At 40.4% G+C, this 23,110-nt stretch carries 10 protein-coding genes; all 10 read left to right on the forward strand.

Annotation, left to right across the window (positions count from 1 at the left end; all coding sequences use genetic code 11):
* The first annotated feature begins 86 nt into the window (after positions 1–86).
* The 10 genes from KXQ82_RS02335 (at position 87) to KXQ82_RS02380 (ending at position 23,095) form a co-directional block, all read left to right on the forward strand.
* A complete protein-coding gene (locus tag KXQ82_RS02335; protein WP_219486421.1) occupies positions 87–4,484 on the forward strand; it encodes a hybrid sensor histidine kinase/response regulator transcription factor in 4,398 nt (1,465 codons plus the stop codon).
* Between the two features lie 416 nt (positions 4,485–4,900).
* Positions 4,901–7,162 carry a fasciclin domain-containing protein gene (locus tag KXQ82_RS02340; RefSeq protein ID WP_219486422.1) on the forward strand — a complete coding sequence of 754 codons (2,262 nt, stop codon included), beginning with the start codon at positions 4,901–4,903 and terminating at the stop codon, positions 7,160–7,162.
* A gap of 7 nt (positions 7,163–7,169) precedes the next feature.
* Entirely contained in the window at positions 7,170–10,445 is a 3,276-nt protein-coding gene (locus KXQ82_RS02345) for a SusC/RagA family TonB-linked outer membrane protein (protein ID WP_219486424.1), read from the forward strand.
* 15 nt (positions 10,446–10,460) lie between these two features.
* The gene (locus KXQ82_RS02350) at positions 10,461–11,975 is read left to right on the forward strand and encodes a RagB/SusD family nutrient uptake outer membrane protein (protein WP_219486426.1); all 1,515 of its coding nucleotides are present in this window, start codon (positions 10,461–10,463) and stop codon (positions 11,973–11,975) included.
* Between the two features lie 3 nt (positions 11,976–11,978).
* Positions 11,979–13,829, forward strand: coding sequence for a fasciclin domain-containing protein (locus KXQ82_RS02355; protein WP_219486427.1), 1,851 nt, complete (start codon positions 11,979–11,981; stop codon positions 13,827–13,829).
* Positions 13,830–13,914: 85 nt separating this feature from the next.
* Complete coding sequence (locus KXQ82_RS02360; RefSeq protein ID WP_219486430.1) at positions 13,915–15,450, forward strand: fasciclin domain-containing protein; 1,536 nt, start codon at positions 13,915–13,917, stop codon at positions 15,448–15,450.
* A gap of 16 nt (positions 15,451–15,466) precedes the next feature.
* Positions 15,467–18,661, forward strand: coding sequence for a SusC/RagA family TonB-linked outer membrane protein (locus KXQ82_RS02365; protein ID WP_219486432.1), 3,195 nt, complete (start codon positions 15,467–15,469; stop codon positions 18,659–18,661).
* Positions 18,662–18,690: 29 nt separating this feature from the next.
* Positions 18,691–20,490 carry a hypothetical protein gene (locus KXQ82_RS02370; protein WP_219486436.1) on the forward strand — a complete coding sequence of 600 codons (1,800 nt, stop codon included), beginning with the start codon at positions 18,691–18,693 and terminating at the stop codon, positions 20,488–20,490.
* Between the two features lie 142 nt (positions 20,491–20,632).
* Positions 20,633–21,667: a pectate lyase gene (gene pelA / locus KXQ82_RS02375; RefSeq protein WP_219486437.1), complete on the forward strand. Its 1,035-nt coding sequence runs from the start codon at positions 20,633–20,635 to the stop codon at positions 21,665–21,667.
* 36 nt (positions 21,668–21,703) lie between these two features.
* The gene (locus KXQ82_RS02380) at positions 21,704–23,095 is read left to right on the forward strand and encodes a glycoside hydrolase family 28 protein (protein WP_219486439.1); all 1,392 of its coding nucleotides are present in this window, start codon (positions 21,704–21,706) and stop codon (positions 23,093–23,095) included.
* Positions 23,096–23,110: the final 15 nt, after the last annotated feature.

A 23,110-nucleotide genomic window follows, 5' to 3' on the forward strand; every position in this document is an offset into this window, starting at 1 on the left:
AAATGCGTTTTTTCGTATAAATTACCTACATTACGGACTCTTATCCTGATCAATAAAACGATTTTTTGCTTGCAATGAACCCGAAAATGAAAGTTTGTATAATAAAGTTTTTTGGCTGCTTACAGGCCGTGATGCTTGTATTGTGCAATTTTTTATACGGACAGCAGATAAAGTGCCAGGTGAAACATTACTCGGCAGAGGACGGCCTTTCGCATGAGAAAGTGACCAGCATACTGAAAGATAAAGCAGGCTTTATATGGTTTGGTACCTGGGATGGTGTTAACCGTTTTGATGGCCATACCTTTGTTAATTATAAATCGTACGCGGGTGATAATTCAAATTTAAGGAACAACCGTATATTCGCATTAACGGAAGATCATGCAGGTTATTTATGGATACTTACTGATGAACGGCAGGTATACAGGTTTGATAAAAAAAATGGTCATTTCTTTCCGGCGTTAAAAGTTTACGGTGATGTAAAACCCAGTAAATATTTATGTACTAAAATAGTTCCGTCAAAAACAGGAACAATTTGGCTGCTGAGCGATGAGCAAGGGGTAGTTGCCGTATCAAAACCATATACCGATGACCCGGTAATTACCAAATATGCGTTGAATGTTAGCGGGGCATATCATTTACCAGCAAAAAATATCAGTTTTTTTCATGAAGATAAGCAGCAGAATATCTGGATAGGTACAAGCAACGGCCTTGTGCAGCTTATTCCTGATGCCTCGGGTAAATACGCTACTTCCCTGTTAGACCATCAATATGCAGATCATAGTTTTACTTCCATAGTTGAGGATGATAAGAGTATCATATTTACAACTAAGGATGGTTTTTTGGTTTTTTATGATAAAAGATCGCGCCAGTTTGTACAGACACAGTTTGCGCAAACACAAGGATTGAACGGCGCATGTATCTCTAAAAAAAATAACATTATTTATTGCACAACCGGCACTGGCGATTTACTTACTGTTAGCCGGGCGGATATGAAAGTACTGTCAGCTGTTAAAGTTGATACTAAACCGATCTTATCTATTTACGAAGACCATGCAGACAGGCTATGGATAGAACCCTTTGATAACGGGGTATTTAAATATGACCTCATCAGCAAAACGCTTAAATATTTTACCCATAAACTTTACTCTGCAAATAACATCGGGACAACTTACAGTGCCTTTGAGGATAGTAAAGGCTACACCTGGATAAATATGAAAGGCCACGGGTTTGGTTATTACGATGCTGACAAGGATGCCATCGACCCTTTTTATAATGACCCTAATTTTGAGAACTACAAATTCTCAAATAAAGTGATCCATTATTATTATGATCCTACCGGAGTGTTATGGCTAAGTACCGAAAAACGGGGGCTCGAGAAAATAGTGATGCTCAATAACAGTTTTCATCAGCAGTTACTGGTGCCACGTACCTTTATCCAGACCGAAAATGAGGTGCGTACCGTGTACCAGGATCGTGAAAGCAGGTTGTGGGTGGCTGCAAAAGAAAAACTGTATACATTTTTTGCAGGTAAAAAGATCGATGATGTTTTTATTAATCCTCCTGCCCGTGGTTTACACCACGTTTATGGCATGTGCGAAGACAGGGATAATAATTTTTGGTTTGCTACAAGAGAGAATGGTTTATACAAAGCAGAGCCGGTTGATAATACAAGAACCAAATACCGGCTAACCAACTTTGTGAACAATGCGAATGATCCTTACAGCCTGAGCAGTAATACCGTTTATTCGGTAATTGAAGATAAAATTGGCCAGGTTTGGGTGGGTACGTATGGCGCGGGTTTAAACCTTGTTGATACTAAAAATAATCAAACAAAATTCTATAACCTGAATAATGTTTTTAAAGGCTATCCAAAGAGCATATATCAGCGAATACGCCATTTAGCGACCGACCCGGCAGGCAACATATGGATGGGTACAACAGACGGGCTTTTAATACTTGACCCTGCACGGGGAGATATCAATAAGTTTCGTTTTAAAGGCTACAACAAAGTAACCGGCGATAAGGAGAGCCTGGGCAATAATGATGTGCAGTTTGTTTATAAAGATAATACCGGGCGAATGTGGCTTTGCACAGCAGGCGGCGGATTAAATTTAGCCCTTGGTAATGATCCTTTTAAAAAAACCAGGTTTAAGGCATATACCATTAAAAACGGCTTATCAAACGATTATACACTGAGCTGTGTGCAGGATAATAGTGGCAAATTATGGATAGCTACCCAAAAAGGTATATCAGAATTGAATATTCCGCTGCAGCAGTTTAAAAACTACGATTCAAACGACGGTTTGCCGCAAACAGGCTTTTCTGAGAGCTGCAGTTTAAAGCTTCCTAACGGGAATATAATTTTTGGTATGTTTTCGGGGTACCTTCAGTTTAAACCGGAAGCCATGGTCGATCAAAAGATAGACGCTAAAATGGCGTTAACAAGCTTGCAGATAGATGGTAAAAACGTTAGCGCTGCCGATGATGAACAATCTATCCTTAAAACAGATATCAATTACACACCGGATATTACGTTGAACTACGATGAGAACGACCTGAACCTGGCTTTCAGTATTCTTGATTACCGCACAAGCGACAGGCAATCATACACGTACCGTATGCTTGGTTTAGATACCGGCTGGACTCAAAGCGGCATTAACCATTTAAACGCCAACTACTCTAACTTACCGCCGGGCAATTACACTTTTCAGGTTAAAAGTATTAACGAAGATCTGTATTTACGTACGCCGTATAAGCAGCTCTTTATAACTGTTTTGCCACCGTTGTGGCGCACCTGGTGGGCATATCTGGCCTATGTTATTATGGCCTTAATAGGCCTGGCTATTATACGCCGTACAATTTTGACAATGCTGAGGCTGCGGCACCGCATAGCCGTAGAGCAGCACCTTACCGAGTTGAAACTTAACTTTTTTACAAATATTTCGCATGAGTTGCGCACGCCATTAACACTCATTCTTAATCCCATTAACGCGATATCGAAAGATGAGACACTTTCGGCTCATGGCCGTGAGTATGCACAGATCATCATGAAAAATGCCAACAGGATGGTCCGTTTTATTAACCAGTTGCTCGATCTGAGAAAAGTGCAGAGTGGCAAAGCGGTAATGAATATTACCGAAACAGAAATTATAGCCTTTGTTGAAAACATAGGCAGCTATTTCGATGAATTAGGAAAAGAAAAGGAAGTTGGGTTGAAAATTACGTCTAACGTTAAAAAACTACATGCATGGGTTGATTCGGAAAAACTGGATATCGTTATCTACAACCTGTTAAGCAATGCCTATAAGTTTTCAGAAAAAGGCAGTGAAATAGTTATCAGGATTGAAAAGGACACAACATTGGGGTGTTTCAGCATAAAAATTATTGACCAGGGAATTGGTGTGCCGCAAGATAAACTTGAAGATATTTTTGAGTTGTATTACGAAGGCGAGCATAAAACAACCGATAATCAAAAGGGTACAGGTATTGGCCTTGCCCTGGCCAAAGAATTGATCGTTTTACATCATGGAAAAATTTCTGCTGCCAACAATGCAACTAAAGGCCTAACCGTAGCTATAGAGTTGAAGTTAGGTAAACCTGAAGTTACTGATGAAAAGGTGAATTTTTTAACCGGCGATGAATCGCATTTAAATCCTGATGAAGATTTTGAAGTATCAACCGTTTATGATAATGTTGATGCAATGGATGATGAGGTTGATCATCCACTGATACTTTTAGTAGAAGATAACAGTGATCTGAGGCGTTTTTTAGTAGTTCAGCTAAATGAAAGTTACAGGGTAGCCGAAGCAGAGAACGGCCAGGATGGTTACGAGAAAGCATTGAACTTATTGCCCGACCTGATTTTGAGCGATGTGATGATGCCGGTAATGGATGGCATTCAAATGTTGGATAAACTGAAAAACGATGTATCAACAAGCCATATCCCGGTTGTGCTACTATCGGCCAAGTACTCTATCGAGAGCCAGTTGGAAGGGTTAAAATACGGAGCCGACCTTTATATTGCCAAACCATTTAATAATGAGCTTTTACTGGCATCATTAGCCAATATAATAAAGCGTAAAAAAATGTTTGAAACCGTTGTTAGCGGCCAGGGTAAAATAGTGCTGTCGCCCAGCGATGTGGTTATAACAGCTAAGGATGAAGATTTTCTTAAAAAAATAATAAACGTTGTTGAAGAGGGTATGAGCGACCCTGATTTTAATATAGATGATTTTGCCGATGCCACCGGCATGAGCAGGTCGGTGTTTTTTAGGAAGCTAAAAACCCTTACCAATAGTTCGCCGGTTGAATTTCTGCGTGATATGCGTGTAAAGAGAGGCAAGCAACTATTAGATGCCGGCGAAACCAACATTGCCCAGGTTGCTTATGCAGTAGGTTTTAATGATGCCAAGTATTTTGGCGCCTGTTTTAAAAAACAATACCACTATACTCCGAGCGAATATGTCAAAAATTTAAACGCTTAGTCTTATCAAAACAACAACTAAGGCTCACTTACTAATATCTCTTTAAAAATTCAATCGATTGCGTAATTTCTCACCAATTAGGAACTGCCTATCAATGTCATTCGCATCAAAAGGGCGTTAAAGGGCATTTAAATCAGTTTTTTGACCAAAATTTATGCCTAAATGGTCAATTTTTCTCCTTGATAAACGATATTAAATTGCTATGTTTGACATTAGAAACTCAGTGTTATTATAGATGTGATAACTGAGTTAAGAGCCAATAAACAATTATAACCGAATAGCAGGTTTAGTATTTTCTTGAACTAACTAACTAATAGCGTATGTAAAAACTTTACTACTTATCGCCGCGAGCTATGCTTGCCCATTTCCCTGCATCTTTTGTTTCTTAAATGAATAATTGATTTAATTAAATAATTATGATTAGAATTTTTTACGGTACAATTTTTATTTTTTTCATTGTTTTCCTTACATCTTCCTGTAAAAAGAAAGCGTTTGACGATTACTTTGCCCGCCCTGATTCATTAGCTCAGCCTATTTATCAGCAACTGCAGGCTAAAGGTCGTTTTACCAATATATTGGCTTGTATTGATAAAGCCGGTTTTAAAACAACTTTAGGCACGGCCGGGTTTTGGACTTTTTTCGCCCCAAATGACGATGCTTTTAAAGCATATTTTCAAGCAACCGGTATTTCCGGTGTGGCAGCAATGGATTCGGTGACCGCGGCGTCCATCGTATCTTTCTGCCTGGTCCAGAATTCTTACCGCAAAGATCAGTTGGTTCAGTTTCAAACTTCAAAAGGTCCTACGCCAAACGACTCTTACCGCAGAAAAACAGCTTATTACGATTTTACTTATAAAGATCCCAGCCACTCGGGCGTGGTTGTAGCCAATAACCGTAATGGTAACTATGTTGTAAACGATAATAATAATAAATACATCCCTTATTTTATCGATGGATACTTTAACGTACAAGGCTTAACAGCCACGGATTATACATCATTTTTTCCGGGCTCAACTTACACTGGTTTTAACGTTGCCGGAGCAAGGGTAATAAACGCCGATATTCCTGCAGAAAATGGTATTATTCATGAAATTGATAAGGTAATAACGCCGATACCTAATATTGAGCAGTATATAACCAATAACCCTCAATACAGCGAGTTTAGAAAGCTGCTGGATATGGTAGCGATATATAGCTACAATGCTACCCTTACCCGCCGATACAATATTTTAACGGGTAAAAGCGATTCGGTTTTTATTAAATCTTACCCTACTTCGCTGGCATTTGCGCCTAATAACGAAAGTTATTTAAACCTTACACAAACAGACGCGCAAGAGTTAGCGTGGACGATTGCTATCCCTACAAATACTGCCCTCCTTGCGTGGGAAAAAGAAATACTGGTTAACCTGGGTTCTTTTAAAAACGCACCATCTTCTGTTTTGATCGATTTGATAAACTCTTTCATGTGGAATACTACGGTATGGCCTAAAGATATTTTGACCACAAAAAACTTCCAGGTTCAATCGTCATCATTTGCAAGCGGCGATATTACTGACAGACAGGTGTTGAGTAACGGTAATTTTTATGGAACAAAGCTGGCGCATCAGGCCAACGTGTTCCGTTCGGTTTACGGCAAGGTTTACCTCGATCCTAAATACAGTTTAATGAACCGGATATTTTATGAATCGGATTTGAAAATAAGTACATCAAACCCGGCTTTTAAATATACCGTTTTTATGATGTCGGATGCTGAGGTGAAAAATCTCGGGTACAATTATGATAATGATCGCATTCAATGGTCATACCTTGATCCGGCTACGCCAACCGCCACACCTACATTGAGTTTAAACCAGGACAGGCTTACCCGTATAGCCAGCATATCTGTAGTTAATACACCTAACGGAGAGTTTGATAATTTATCAGGCACAGGTGTTGGCGAAACATTTAACGGCGAGTATGTCAAATTTATAAACAATAAAGTTTACGGCTCCGGTAACGTTGTTGATGGAACTTCGGTTAGTATTGACAGTTCAAAACTGGCCTATAATGGTAAGGTATATTATACCAAAGGGCTGTTGCATTTTGCCGAGAATAGCGAAACTATGGCAAAATCTATCAAACGCCTGGGCACCTCAACCGATCCGGCTACCTTGGCAAGATTCAGCTATTTTTATCAATACTTAATAGGTTCGGCATCGCTTTATAACGTAACGGTTGATGGTAGCGGTGTAGTAACATCAGAGAACATTATTGGGGTTCCGGTAGGTACTTTTTATACCGTATTTATCCCAACCAATGCAGCAATAACCCAGGCTGTAAAAGATGGTTTGCTACCGGGTAACAAAACAACCGGCGCACCTAATTTTACTAACTCAACTCAAACAACCGCAGAGCAACAAGCAGTAGCCAACTTTATTTTATACCATATACTTAATAAAAATACCGTTGCGCAAGACGGGAAAAAATCAGGGGTTTATGGAACCTTGCTGAACGATGTTTCGGGCAATACTAAAACAGTAACAGTTTTCTACTCAAACCCAGCTGATCCAAATACGATGGAGGTGAGAGATGCGCGCTATGTAAGCGGACAAGGTTCAACTGTAACACTTGCGGGTAGCAATAACCTGGCTAACCGCACCTTGATCCACTCTATTAACAAGGTATTGAATTTTAATTAAGTAGTTTATGAAAATAACATTATTAAGAATAACTTATTTTTTATTGATGCTAAGCACCTGCTTACCTTTAATGTTAAGTGCGCAGGCACCTGCAAAGGTTATTGTACGCGGAAAGGTTATTGATGCTAAAGATAAATTGGGCATACCCGGAGCATCTGTTGTAGAACTGGATAAAGATAAACGCGTTATAACGGGTATATTAACAGATCTGGACGGAAACTTTGCATTGCGCGTATCTGATGTTCATAACCAGATACAGGTTTCTTTTATCAGCTATAAAACATTTTCGGAGCCAATAAATGGCCGTACGGTAATTAATGTATCACTTACTTCAACATCTAAAACACTAGCGGGTGTAGAAATTACAGGTGTTGCCACGCCAAATACCGGTAATGGTTTAAATATCGATAAACGCGACCTTACCACCTCAACAGCAACTATTAACGCAAAAGATCTGGCAGAACTTTCTGCCACCTCGATTGACCAGGCTTTGCAAGGCCGTTTACCCGGTGTTGATATCGGTACCACATCGGGCGATCCCGGTGCACCAATGTCTATCCGTATCAGGGGTACCAGCGCTATAAACGGCTCGTCAAACCCGCTTATCGTATTGGATGGATTGCCTTATGATATCAATATTCCTTCTGATTTTAGTTTTCAATCAGCTGATGAGCAGGGGTATGCTCAATTGCTAAACATTGCCCCCAGCGATATTAAAGACATTACTGTATTAAAGGATGCTGCATCAACTGCAATTTGGGGCGCAAGGGCCGCAAATGGAGTACTGGTAATAACAACCAAACGTGGAGCCATTGGTAAACCAATATTTAATTATAATTTCAGGGGTACTATCCAAAACCAGCCTAAACCATTACCGCTATTAAATGGTGATCAGTATTCGGAGTTGATCCCCGAAGAGATAGCAAACAGGGGGGGCTTGCCTATTAACATATTAAACTTCCCTGAGTTTAACTATGATAAGCGTGACCCTTTCAATTACTACAACTATAGTAACAATACCGATTGGATTGGCGCTATTACACAAACAGGCTATATCCAGAATCATAATATTTCGATGCAGGGTGGTGGCGATAAGGCCAGGTATTTTGCATCTGTTGGTTATATTAACCAACGCGGTACAACCCTTGGTACTGCGTTAAGCAATATTACCAGTAGAATTAATCTTGACTATACTGTTTCAAACCGGATATCTTTCCTTACAGATATTGCTTACACTCATGTTGATAATAATTTAAACTATACAACCGCTTTGCGTAGTATGGCTTATAATAAAATGCCTAACATGAGCATTTATCAATATGACGAATATGGTAACCAAACTCCTGTTTTCTTTTCTCCGGCATCAAACATACAGGGCCAGTACCCATCAACAGCAAACCCTGTTGCACTGGCCAAAGCTGCCGTAGCTACACAAACCGGCGAGCGTATCACCCCACGCTTTAACCTGAGGTATTCTATATTACCATCGGTACTGCAAACTACTTTTGATATACGTTTTGATATCAACAATGTTAAATCAAAAAGCTTTTTGCCACAAATTGCAACAGGGCGGCCTTCAACAGAGGCTGTAGTTAACCGGGCTGCAGATGTTGATGGCGACTCTTATGCTATAGATAGCAAGTTTAACCTTATCTATACACCGCGCTTTAAATCAGATAAGCACACTTTGCAAACCTTGTTATCATTCCAAACCAGTGATGCTAAAACGTTGTCGCAAAATATTACTACCGCCAACTCTGCATCATCAAACCTGCAGGATGCTGCCGATGCGGCAAGGATACAAAGCGGTGATTTTGTTTTAAGCACCACTAATGTTCAAACCCGTTCAATAGGGCTTGTGCTATCAAATCAGTACTCGCTTTTAGATAGGTACATTATTAATGTTGGCGCCCGTTTAGATGGTAACTCGTTAATTGGAAGCACTAACCGTTATAGGATATCACCGTCTATCTCGTCAAGATGGCGTGTTTCCGGCGAGCCTTTTATGGCTAAAGTAAAAGCGATAAACGATCTGAGTCTCAGATTCAGTTTTGGTGCTACACCGCAAGCCCCCGATCCTAAATACGCTTATGGTTATTATAATACCTATTCGCCTACTACATCATCTTATGCCGGCCAATCTGGCATACAAGCCAGCAATATCGGTTTAGATAATCTTAAGTACCAAACCTTGTACGGAACGGATCTGGGCCTAAACTTCTGGGCGTTTAAAAATCGTGTGATGATCGATGTTGATTATTATAATAACAAAACTAACGACCTTTTATTTAACGGGTTAAATATACCGGCATATACCGGCTTTACAACCCTTAATGCAAACGTTGGTACATTGGTTAACCGTGGCCTTGAAATAGGTATTACCACAATAATAGTTAAAACCAAAAAACTACAAGTAAATTTTGACTTTAACATAGCTAAAAATGAAAACGTTATGGAAAGCATATCCGATCAGTACCCAAGCTCGGATGGAAAACGTGTAGATCAGAATGGTGTTTACAGAACATTTTTACAGGTTGGCAATCCATTTGGTTCTTTTTACGGGTTTAGGTATAAAGGGGTTTATAAAGATCAGCAAGCAACTATTGCTACAGGTATATCAGGTAACCCAATTATCACACCGAGTGGCCAAACAGTTTACATGAGGTTTAACTACCCACAAACGGATTATGTTTTCCAGGCCGGCGATGCGAAGTATGAAGATATTAACCATGATGGTAATATCAACGCAGATGACATAGTTTACCTGGGTAACGGTACACCAAAAGTAACTGGTGGTTTTGGGCCCACTGTAACTATAAACGGTAACCTGAAGATAAATGCCTTCTTTGTATACAAATTAGGTTACCAGTTAATTAACCAAAACTTAATTACTACCACCAATATGTATGGTTACAATAACCAGAGCACGGCTGTATTGCGCAGATGGCGTAACCCTGGCGATATTACAGATATGCCAAGAGCTTTGCAAGGAACCGGATATAACTGGTTAGGATCTGACAGGTATGTTTCAGATGCATCGTTTTGCAGGTTACAGTCGGTTACGGTTAGGTATAGTTTAGCTAAACAGTTACTTGATAAACTGCAGTTAAAATCTGCCAGTATTTATGTAACTGCCGAAAACCTGTTTACCATAACAAATTATCTTGGTGTTGAACCTGATGTATCTACCAGAGGATTAAATACACCGTTTAGTTATGCCTCAGATGCATCATTAACACCTGCATCAAAGAATTTTTCATTAGGACTTACAGTAGGCTTTTAAGATTAGATCAATATTATGATAAAGAAGATAAAATTTTCAGTACTAATAATTATCACCATTGTTTGTTCTTCATCATGTTCAAAATGGTTGGAAACAAAGCCTGTTGATGGTAGGATAAGAGAGGATTATTGGAAAACACAAGAGCAGTTGCGCGCCGCGGTTGTGGGCTGTTATGTATCGTTGGCAAACTCAACACTTGTTCAAAATATGTTTTTATGGGGCGAGTTAAGAGCCGATATGATTAGTTTAACACCAACCACTACCCCCGAAGAAATACAATACGCATCGGCAAACATATTATCTACCAGTTCGATAACCAAATGGAACACAGTTTACTCGGTTATAAATAACTGTAATACGGTAATACAATTCGGTCCTTCGGTTTTACAAAATGATCCAACTTTAACACAGGCCCAGCTAAATGCTTATTTAGCCGAGGCAAAGGCAATGAGGGCCTTGATGTATTTTTACCTTGTTCGCACATTTGGCGAAGTACCTTTGCAACTTAAAGCATCATCAAGCGATTCCGACATTCAATTGCTTGCTAAAAGCAGTCGCGAAGATGTTTTAAAAGTTGTAGTTGATGATTTAACATTTGCAGAGCAGTATGCGGTATTAAACTTTGGCACAGATGCAAGGCTGAATAAAGGCAGAATAACCCGCTACGGTGTATATGCCATAGAAGCAGACGTGTACCTGTGGATGGCAGGTGCTGATCATCCTGATTATTATACCAAATGTATTGATGCCTGTGATAAAGTGATCAATTCGGGCTCATTCGGGCTTATTGATGGTTCATCGCAAATTGATTGGTACACCAACCTGTATTTCAATGGAAACTCAAACGAAAGTATTTTCGAAATTCAGTTTGATAGTCAGTTGCTCAATCCTTTTTATAGCATGTTTGGCGATCCGTCGAAAAAACGTTTCTTAGCAGCTCCCACACTTATGGATCAGGTTTTTACAACAGACCCTGTTGATCCTAATAAAATAAAAGATATCCGTGGCGATGCAGGATCACTGCGTGCAACTGATAACGTGATATGGAAATTTGCCGGAACGCCTGCAATAAACACCATCAGAACCCAGCCTTTATCATACGCTCACTGGTTTTTTTACAGGTATGCCGATATCTTATTATTGAAGGCAGAGGCCTGTGCCTGGAGCTCAAGGGGGCAGGATGCTTTAGATCTGATCAACGCTGTACGTAAAAGGGCAGGTGCTCTTTCCGGTTCACAGCAATTTCCGTCGTTAACCGATGCCGAAGATATTACTGAATATATCCTGGCCGAGCGCCAGCGTGAATTTGCTTTTGAAGGCAAAAGATGGTTTGATGTATTGAGATGCGCCAAACGCGATAATTACGCTCATATGGACCTCATATTCCCTATAGTAGGAACAAATGCAGGTTCGGGCAAAGGATTATTAATACAAGGGAAATATGCTGATGTCCGCAGCCATTATTTGCCTATCAACATAGATGAGTTAACAGCGGATAAAAACTTAGTTCAAAACCCTTTTTATCAATAAGTCATGAAAAAAGAAACTACATTTAAACTCGCACCCGGTTTGCTAATCGGGGTGATTGCATTAATTATGGTTGTGGTAAGCTGTAAAAAAGCTCAATTGGTGTACACAGTTAGTACAAACACCAATGTAACCACGTTCCTTGATAAAAACGCAGATAAATTTTCAATCTTCCGCCAGGTACTTGCCCGGAGCGGAACGGCTGATTTTCTTCAGGCGTACGGAACTTATACGGTGTTTTTGCCTAATAATACCGCTATGACTGCTTACCTGAAACAGATAGGTAAAAATTCGGTTGATGATATCAGCATTAGCGACCTGACCGACCTTGTTAAATTTCATGTGCTGCCCGACACCGTTAGTACCGCCAATTTTGGTGATGGAAAAATAAATACACTTACTATGTATGGCCAATACCTTACCACCGGCGCCCTTGTAACCAATGGCGAAACTAAAGTAAGGATCAACAAACAAGGTAATATCCTTACATCTAACATTAGGGTAGGTAATGGTATTATACACGAAATAGATGGTGTATTGCTTCCGGCAACAAAAACGCTGGCACAAACTATTGAGGCCGATCCAAAACTTGCCATATTTACTCAAGGCTTAAAAGTAACAGGCTTGTATGACTCATTGAACGTTATACCTGCTTTAAACCCCGATGCTATGCACAGGTGGTTAACGGTAATTGCCCAAACAGATTCAGCGTTTAAGGCAGCAGGGTATGCTAACTTTGCTGCATTGCAGGCACGTTATGCCAAACCAGGCAGCGACCCTAAAACGATAACCGACAGCTTACACATCTTTTTCGATTACCATATTTTAACAACAGTAAAATATTTAGCTGATATTGGTTCAGGGGCTAATCATACTACACTTGCACCATCTGAAGTGATCGGCGCTAAATTAGTAGATAAGCAAGTATTAATAAACGATATTTTGTTTAACGGAGTTTATGAACCGGGCGTATTGCTTAACCGTAGCCGAAGCGATGTTAGCGCTTCGAATGGTGCGCTGCATTATACTGCTCCATACGCATCAAGCGCAGGTACAACTACCGGCCATATTGCGCCAAAAGTAAGGGTGCCTGTACCGGTTTATTGGGATGTAGCTGATTTTCCGGAAGTAAGAGCTTTGGGAAGCGTGTTCAGGAAAACTGCAGTTAGAAAATACTTTCCAAAATTATCAGCCACTACCACGCCGATAGATGGCTGGGATTGGCCAAAAACAGAAGCTGCATCGGGCGAAAAATACGGCATGAATTATTGTACGCCAGGTGGAAAATCGCCGGCTGGTGCAGCAGTACCTTCTGCAAACGCAAGCTTTGTTTATGGCGATTATATGGGTATTGCATTAGGTGTAGCAACTGCGGCTAACCCGGGTTCAGCTACCAATGCCTGGATGCAAATGAAAACACCGGTATTAATTAAAGGCCAGTATAAAGTTTGGATATGCTACGAAAGAAGAGAACAAACCGGAAAATGGCCAACAGGCAGAAGAACACAATGCCAGGTTTCAATTGATGGTGTTATTATGGCTAAGCCATTTGATTTTGCTGAACCTGCACCGGTTGGCACAACTGCTGAGCTTGAATCACAGGGATGGAAATATTATACCAACGATCCGTTAAGGGCAACAGCGGCAGCACCTATACCAAATGTACTTATTGGTAAAATGATAGGTATCATAAATATCGCTTCAACTACCACGCATACCATCAGGCTTGATGTGATCCAGGGAAATAGCAATACTGATATTTTAGATATGATCCATTTTATCCCGGTAACGGCTGCATCGCAAATATTACCAAGGTTTAAGCCGGATGGATCAATGGATTACACACCTATCCCTTAAAAATGAAAACCATGTTGCGTAAATATTCACACCAGGATATTTACGCAACATAAATATCATTAGACTAACTAATAATACTAAAAGAATGACAATAAGAAAACCTCCTATTATTTTATTTGCATTGTGTTTATTGCTTGCTTTTTCTTGTAAAAAGTGGGATAATTATAATGCAAGTCAAGATTCGGCGCTTAACAATAATGTTTTAACCGCTATTAACAATAATGCTGATCTGAGTGTTTTTGCCGGGTATCTCGCAAAAACAGGATATGATAAAATAATCGCTTCTTCAAAAACTTTTACCGTTTGGGCACCAAATAACGCTGCCATGCAACTGGTTGATCCAACCATACTATCAGATACAGCTAAGGTTAAACAATTTGTTGGTAACCATATAACTACACAGCAGTACTTTACAGCCGATGTAAAAACGTTTTTATACATCAAAACCCTTAATGGGAAAAATATTACGTTTACTAAAACAACGGTAGATGATCAGCCTATAGTAAAGGCCGATCAGTACGCAGCTAATGGTGTTATACATATCATTTCATCGGCAATTATTCCTAAGCCTAATGCGCTGCAATATTTATTGTCAACATCTCTGAAACAAAAAACTGAGATGGTATCGTTAAACTACACAGCGTTTGATAAAACAATTGCAGTACAAACAGGCATCGATCCCAAAACCGGTTTACCTATTTACAAAGCAGGTACAGGTATCGTAAACCTGAACAGGTTTACAGATCTGGCCCCGATAGGTAACGAAGATTCACTATACACTTACGTAATACTTACCGATGCGGCATATAATACTGAAAAGGCAAATCTTGCTAAGTTTTATGCTTCAACATCGCCTACAGTTAGCGATAGCATCACAAATTTTAACGTAATAAAATCACTTTCATTTAAAGGGTTGTATAATTCAGATGCTTTCCCGGATACCGTATACTCAACGGTTGACAGTGTTAAGTTCAAATTGAAAAAGAGCGATATTGTTGAAACACACAGGGTAAGTAACGGAATAGTTTATGTGATGAATAGCATCAGCTATAAATTATACGGGCAGGCTAATGATAGATTTACCAAAATTAAACCTATAGTGATACAGGGCGAAAAGATAGATAGCATGTTGTCTGCTAAATCGCCTATTATCAGAACGAGAAGGAACCCGGACAGTAGTTTATATAAAGATATTATACTGGAAAATCATGGCGTCTCGTCCTTCTGGTTCAATTACCGAACGCCAGCAAACGCTGTTAAATACAAAGTTTATTGGAGGGTAACCCGCGATTATAGCCTTACCTTAAGCGGTACTGCTACCGATCTTACTTATTTCCCTATGTCTGTTGCTTTTGGTTCACAATCTGCCATAGCCTTTACACAGCCTAAGCCGGGTGTTATTGATAATGGTGTAAGCGCTCCGGCAGGAAAGAGGTTTACGGCCAACTACTCTGAAGTGTACCTGGGCGATTATGTATCACCATCTTTTTATTCAGGAAATAAGAAGGACGCGGGTGGTTTATTAAACTTCCTCAGCATTTTCCTTGTAGGCAATAACGTTACTACCAACGGTGCAAATACCTTGTTGTTAGATTACATTAAATTAGTTCCAACCCCATAATTCTGAAATTAAACTTATGATCTATATAGTTACTAAAGTGGTAAAAAGGATAGCCTTACCGGTGCTGATTATGGGACTGACCACCATTAATTTGCAGGCTCAGCAAGCTGATACAGCTAAACTGGCACCTAATATTGCTATTAAAAGAGGTACTACCGTTACCGGGACGATAAAAGACGCGCAAACCGGAAAGCCCGTTGCAGGCGTAAATATTAAAGTTGCCGAGTACGACGCGGCAATAACAGACGAAAAAGGCCAGTTCTCAATTTCGGTGCCTAACCTGGATGCCTTGCTAATTGTATCAAGCCCGGGCTATCAGAATAAAGAAATTGCCTTAAAAGGTCGCAAATCTGTTAGTGCAAACATTTACGGAGATACTTTTAACTCTATATACGGCGCGGTAGAAATGCCTTACGCATCCAAATCAAAATTGCACACCGTTAATTCAGTATCATCTGTTGATGTTGCTGATGGATGGCAGCGTTCTGTTGTTGAGGGTTCTGATACCTATTTACAAGGAAGAATGGCCGGACTAAACGTAACCCGCAGATCGGGTACTCCCGGAATAGGGGGCAATATGCTTGTTAATGGCTTTACATCATTATATGCTACTAACCAACCTTTAATTGTGGTTGACGGGATGATATATGATAACACAAGCTACGGAAACTCGCTCATGACGGGGCACGTAGGAAATCCTTTATCTAATATTGATATTAAAGATATTGTTTCTTATACGCTGATAAAAGACGGCGCATCCATGTACGGTACAAAAGGTGCCAATGGTGTTTTGTTAATTACAACAAGCCGTGCAAAAAGCCAGGCAACTACTATTGATTTTGCAGCTTATGGCGGGTATAACAACAAGGTTTCAAACCAACCTGTAATGAAATCAAATGATTTTAAGGTATACCTGTCTGATCTTTTGAAAACAGTTCCGGGCCAAACAGATGCTACCATTAAGGCTAAGCCATATCTTAACGATAACCCTAATCCTGATTATTATCGCTATCATAACGAAACCAACTGGCAAGACCAGGTAATGAGCAACAGTTATGATCAAAATTATTATCTTAAAATAACCGGGGGGGATAATATTGCTACCTACGGTTTATCAGTTGGATATTTAAAAGAGGAAGGTATTACCAATAAAACCGACCTTCAGCGTTACCAAACACGTTTTAACGCGGATTTGAACCTGTCGAAGAATTTCACTTCAACAGTAAGGCTTGCATTTGTAAATACACAGCAAAACATAGCCAACCAGGCTATTGCACCTAAAACAAACCCACTATACCTTGCTTTAATAAAAGCACCGTTTATGGATCCGCATGATATTGGCGTTACAGGTGCGCAATCGCCAAATTATGCAGGTTATGATAGTTTGAATATATCTAACCCATCCGCATTGCTTAACAAATACCAGGGTATCAATAAAAACTATAGGTTTTCGGGATCGGTTAACTTTAAATATGTAATATCCAGAAAATTAACCGCTCAAACATTATTGGGTGTTACTTATGATAAAATACGTGAAAACCAATTTATACCTGCTTTGGGTGTAGTGCCCGATACATTAGCGCAGGCCGTTACCACAAACGAATCGGCTACTAATACACAACGCCTGTATTCATTATATACAGATACCCGGGTATCTTATCAAACCTTTATTGGTAATAACCAAAAACTATCGGCCAATGTTGGATTAAGGTATAATACTAACGATCGTGAGGTTGATTTTGGACGCGGTTATAACTCTGCAACTGATGATTACGTTAGCGTTACAGGCGGCTTGCCAGCTTTACGTGTTGCAGGTGGCGAAAATGGAAAATGGAACTGGATGAATGTGTACGCGAATGCGGATTATGAGTTTAAAAACAGGTATTTTGCGTCATTCAATATCGCCTCTGATGGTTCATCCAGGTTTGGTACTACTGCAAACGCGCCATTAACGATTAACAGCAATAAGTTTTCGGTGATGCCTTCGCTCGCTATAGGATGGTTGGTTTCTTCAGAGAAATTTATGGCAAAAGTTAAATTTATCGATGCGTTAAAACTTCGCGCCAGCTATGGTTTGGTAGGGAACGATGATATTGGTAACTACTCAGCAAAACAATATTATGTTTCGCAAAACTTTTTAGGTAGCCAGGGCCTTGTTCGGGGTAACGTTGCCAATTCTTCGTTGAGATGGGAATCGATAACTAAAGCAAATGCGGGTTTAGATGCTTCATTATTTAATGAACGGTTAAACATAAGTTTTGATTATTTCAACAATAAGTCAAACAGCATGATCACTTATGATCCGATAGCAAGCATAACCGGTTTCCAATACGCGTTAACCAACAATAGTGCAATGTCAACTAACGGAATTAGTTTAGGTGTTGCAGGTAGGTTGCTCAATAAAAAAGTGATCTGGGATTTGGGCATAAATATATCTACTTATAAAAATAAAGTGACCTCCATTCCTGGTAATGTAATGCTTACCAGCTATGCCGGTGGTACCCTTATTAGTCAGGTAGGCCAGGCAGCTAACTTGTTTTATGGCTTTAAAACAGCCGGAGTTTACAGCTCTGATGCTGAAGCCACTGCTTCAGGTTTAAAAAACAGGCGCGAAGACGGATCGGTTACAGCTTTTAGAGGAGGTGATGTACGTTTTGTTGACACTAATAATGATGGCTTTATTGATAATACCGACAGGCAGGTTATAGGTAACCCTAACCCAACTATTACTGGTGGTATAAACACTACGCTTGCCTATAAAAGGTGGTCAATGGATGCTTTGTTTACTTATAGCTTAGGTAACGATATTTATAATTACACACGCAGGCAGCTATCTGCCGAAAGCGGTTATCAAAATCAGTTATTGAAAGTAAATAACAGGTGGAGGGCTCAAGGCCAGATAACAGATGTACCAAGGGCCGAATATGGCGATCCGGCTGGAAATTCAAGATTCTCTGATCGCTGGATAGAAAGCGGATCATACCTGAGGTTGAGAACAATGTCGGTATCATACAATGTTCCTGTAAAAGCAGGTATAGGAATAAAATCAGCTAAGGTTTACCTAACGGGTAATAACCTGTTTACACTAACCAATTATCTTGGTTACGATCCTGAGTTTAGCGCGGCCGGAAATATTTTTAGCCAGGGAACAGATATAGGATTAGAGCCACAATTCAGAACGGTACAAATTGGCATTAGGGTAGGCTTGTAAATTATAGATAGTTTAAATACGATTTGAAAATGAATACACCAAAAATATTAAAGCACGCTCTTTTAATTGCCATATGTTTATGTAGCGTTGCGTGTAAAAAAACCTTTGATATCACTCCTGAAAACGTGATAACGCCTGAAAATGCTTATCGCGATGTGAACGATGCCGATGCCGCCATCTTTGGCATCCTGGGCAAATTTGTAGGGGTAATGGACAGGTTTGTAGTGCAGAATGAGCTACGGGGCGATTTGATGGACGTTACACAGAACGCCGATAAGTACCTGAAGCAACTTAATGAGCACAACGTAACTACTGATAATCCCTGGGCCGATCCGAAACCATATTTCAGCATCATACTGAACTGTAATGATGTTATGAATAATTTTAATGCGATGCTGCAGGATAAGCGCATGAGCCAGGCTAACTATAATATTCGTTATAGCGAAGTAGCGGGCATTTGGGCATGGGTATACCTTCAATTAGGCATTCATTATGGCTCTGTTCCGTATGTAACCAGCAGCCTTTCTTCAATTGAGGAGCTTAATGATACGTCTAAATATCCAATGGTCACTTTTGACCAATTGTTGGATAAGTTGATCAACGTAATTCAAAACGTGCCGGTAATGCTGCCTATACAATTAATAGGCCCCGGAGGCAGAACTGCTATTAACGTACCCGAAGGGCTTTCGCTAATCCGTACCATAGATGGGTACAGCACTGCACGGATGTTTATAAACAGGCCATTTTTATTAGGTGATTTGTACCTGTGGAAAGGTAACTACCCAATGGCGGCACATAACTACAGGATAGTACATAATTATGCCGAACTGATTGACCCAACGAAGGCAGATGTATGGTTACAGTATATGAAGGAGTATCCGTCTGTCAATGGTTATGATGGCAGCAGAACCCCGCCTAATGCATGGCCTCAAATGTTCAACTCACCTTACGGTAATGATGACCTTACAGATATTTTGACCGTTTTACCATTTGATAGGAACTTTGCACCAGCTAACCCATTTGTTACCTTGTTTTCGCATGGTGGAAAATACCTGCTCAAACCTTCAGCTCTGGCAATAAAAAACTGGAACAGCCAAACCAGGAGTGATGGCACGCCCGGCGATACTTTCCGTGGTGCAGGTATATCCTATTCAACAGGTGCCGAACCTGAAGTTCAAAAACTGCTTGGTCAGTATTCTCCTGCAAACCCATTTGCTACAAACGGGAAGGTTATATTACAGCGTGGGGGAGGTATACTGATGCACTTAGCCGAAACAGCGAATAGAGATGGCCGCGATCAGCTCACATCGGGCATACTGAATACAGGATTCCTGAATGGTATTTTCAAAGGGCCGCCGCCTATTCCAACTAACGTAGTTAATATCGAACAAAACTTTGATCCTAATCCCGACTATTACTTCGATGCAAGGTTTGGCCAATTCCCTGCTTTTGCAGGCTCTTGGGAACGCTTTGCCGGAATGAGGGGGCACGTTGCCTTGGCTCAAAACCTTGTTGATTCTACCAAATACTTCGATATGTCAAACCCGGGTTTATGGGATAAGCCTGTAACCAATGCGAAAGGCTTAATGCTGGTATTGGAAGACAAAATAGTTGACGAAAATGGATTAGAAATGGCTTACGAAGGTGTTCGCTGGTCTGATCTGTTGCGTGTTGCTTTGCGTAGGGAAAAAGAAGCCCCGGGCACAGGTTTATCGTTCCTTCGTAATAAGATAGCGTCAAAATTTGTTGCTGCAGGTTTACCTATACCAGATAGTGTTAATAAGCTGGGCGCAAGTACAAGTAATTGGTACATGCCGTTTAAACTATGATAAACTATAATTAATTACTAATTCTCGTTAATTAATCTGTCTGACTGCCCGGGTACCCATCCGGGCAGTTTAGGCTTAAAAGGGAACAATGTGTTTTAATTAATATCCAGTTTGTTCTTATAAATAAACTAAATCTACAAAAATGAAACCTTTTAAAAACTTGTTTAAAGTTATTACAGGCAGCGTAATTTGCATGCTTGCCATGCAGGCTAATGCACAAGACCTACAGGCCGATAACATGTTGCTCTTTCAACGCCCTTCCGGCGGGTGGTTTAAGCAATTTCATGGTAAAGCATTTACCTATAATAGGGAGTTCTCGGCAGATGAAAAGGTAGATATTGCTGCCGAAGTAAAAGAAGGCGCTGCCACAATAGATAACGAGGCTACCAATAAAGAGATAAGGTACCTGGTAAATATCTATAAAACGGTTAAAAATCCCTTGTACCTGGCTGCTGCCGAAAATGGTATCAGGTATTTGTTAAAAGCGCAGTATGCAAACGGCGGATTCCCACAATATTATCCCGATCATGGTTTGTATCGTAACGAAATCACCTATAACGATAACGCGATGATCAATTCTTTAAAAGTATTAGAGGACGTTGCTTTGCGTAGAAATGGTTTTGAGATAGTTAATGCGCAGTTAGCTGAGCCATGTGCCAAAGCAGTAGCCAAAGGTGTACTTTGTATTGTAAATACCCAGATCAAGGTGAACGGAAAACTAACCGCCTGGTGCCAGCAATATGATGAAAAAACGCTGCAGCCCGCAAAAGCCAGGGCTTATGAGCTGCCATCAATAAGTGGCTCGGAAAGTGTGGGTATTATTCAGTTTTTGATGAGCCAACCTAACCCGTCAAACGAAGTTAAAGAAGCCATAAAGACCGGTGTGCAATGGTTGCAGGACGTTAAAATAGTTGGTTACAAGGTGGCTCAATACGCTGCCCCTGGTACAGCCAAAGGAAAGGATAGGCGTTTGGAAGCCGACCCATCATCAACAATGTGGGCAAGGTATTATGAGATTGAAACTAATAAACCGTTTTTCTGCGACCGTGATGGGGTGAAAAAATATTCGATAGAAGAGATTGGATACGAAAGGCGTAATGGCTACGCCTGGTATGGCGAGTGGGCTAAAAAATTACTGGAAAAAGATTACCCTGCATGGGTGAAAAAGTGGGGGTGATAAATAAACACATTTAATGATTTTAAAGAACAAAATATGTATAAAGTTATTATAGCATGTGCCGTGTTGGTACTGTTTAAAGTTTCATCGTTTGCGCAGGCTGTTACCTGGAAAAGCAGCGCCGAGCCATTAGCCGAAATGGCCAAGCTGCGCAAGCTCATCAAATCGCCCGATTTTAAAAATGCTGATTACCCGGTTACTAAATATGGCGCGGTTGGCGATGGAAAAACCAATAATACCAATGCTTTTAAACTGGCTGTTGAGGCATGCAGCAAAAATGGCGGCGGCAGGGTAACTGTTCCGGTTGGGACATGGCTAACGGGGGCAATTTGCCTTAAAAGTAATGTTAATTTACACCTGGCAGACAGTGCTAAACTGTTATTTAGTCGCGATACTAAAGATTATCCTATTGTTTTTACCCGTTGGGAAGGCATTGAGTGTATGAATTACTCGGCCCTTATTTATGCGAGTGGTGCAACCAATATTGCTGTTACCGGCAACGGTATATTAGATGGAAATGCTGATTGGGGACACTGGTGGAACTGGGCGAAAGGCGGATCGGCCGAAATAAGCCAAAAACCGGCCCGCGATAAACTGGCCGATCTGATGCGCAAGAAAACCGCCGGAGAGACACGCGTTTTTGGCGATGGCTCATTTTTAAGGCCAAATATGGTGCAGTTTATCAACTGCAAAAACATTCGCATTTCCGATGTTAAAATGCTGAACTCGCCCATGTGGTTTATACACCCGGTATTATCAGAAAACATTACTGTCGAAAATGTAAAGGTGGTATCGCATGGCCCTAATAATGATGGTTGCGATCCGGAATCGTGCAAAAATGTACTGATCAAAAATTGCTTGTTTGATACCGGCGATGATTGTATCGCTATAAAATCGGGCAGGGATGAAGATGGCAGGCGCATAGCACGCCCCGCCGAAAACCATATTGTTGAAGACTGTATAATGAAAGATGGTCATGGCGGTGTAGGTATAGGCAGCGAAATATCAGGTGGAGCCAAAAACATATATGCAATAAATTGTAGCATGGACTCGAAAAACCTTGATCGTGTACTCAGGTTAAAAACCAGTTCTTCGCGCGGTGGTATAATTGAGAATGTTTTTATGAAAGATATTAAAGTAGGAAGCTTTAAAACCGCTGCATTTTCATTTGATATGTTTTATGAGATCCCGGGCAACTTTATGCCCACCATCAGGAATATCTGGATAGAGAATGTAGATGTTGAAAAAGGTGGTAACTACGGCGTATTTGTAAAAGCTTATGCCGAATCGCCGGTGGAGAACCTGCACGTAGTTAACTGTAATATTCGTGGGGTTAAAACGCCATCACAAATAGATCATGTTAAAAATATGAGCTACGATAATGTTATGATAAATGGTGCCGTAGCTAAAGTGCCCGATAGTAAATAATTGCAGGCTAACAGG

The organism is Mucilaginibacter rivuli, assembly GCF_019391655.1.
GTDB lineage: Bacteria > Bacteroidota > Bacteroidia > Sphingobacteriales > Sphingobacteriaceae > Mucilaginibacter > Mucilaginibacter rivuli.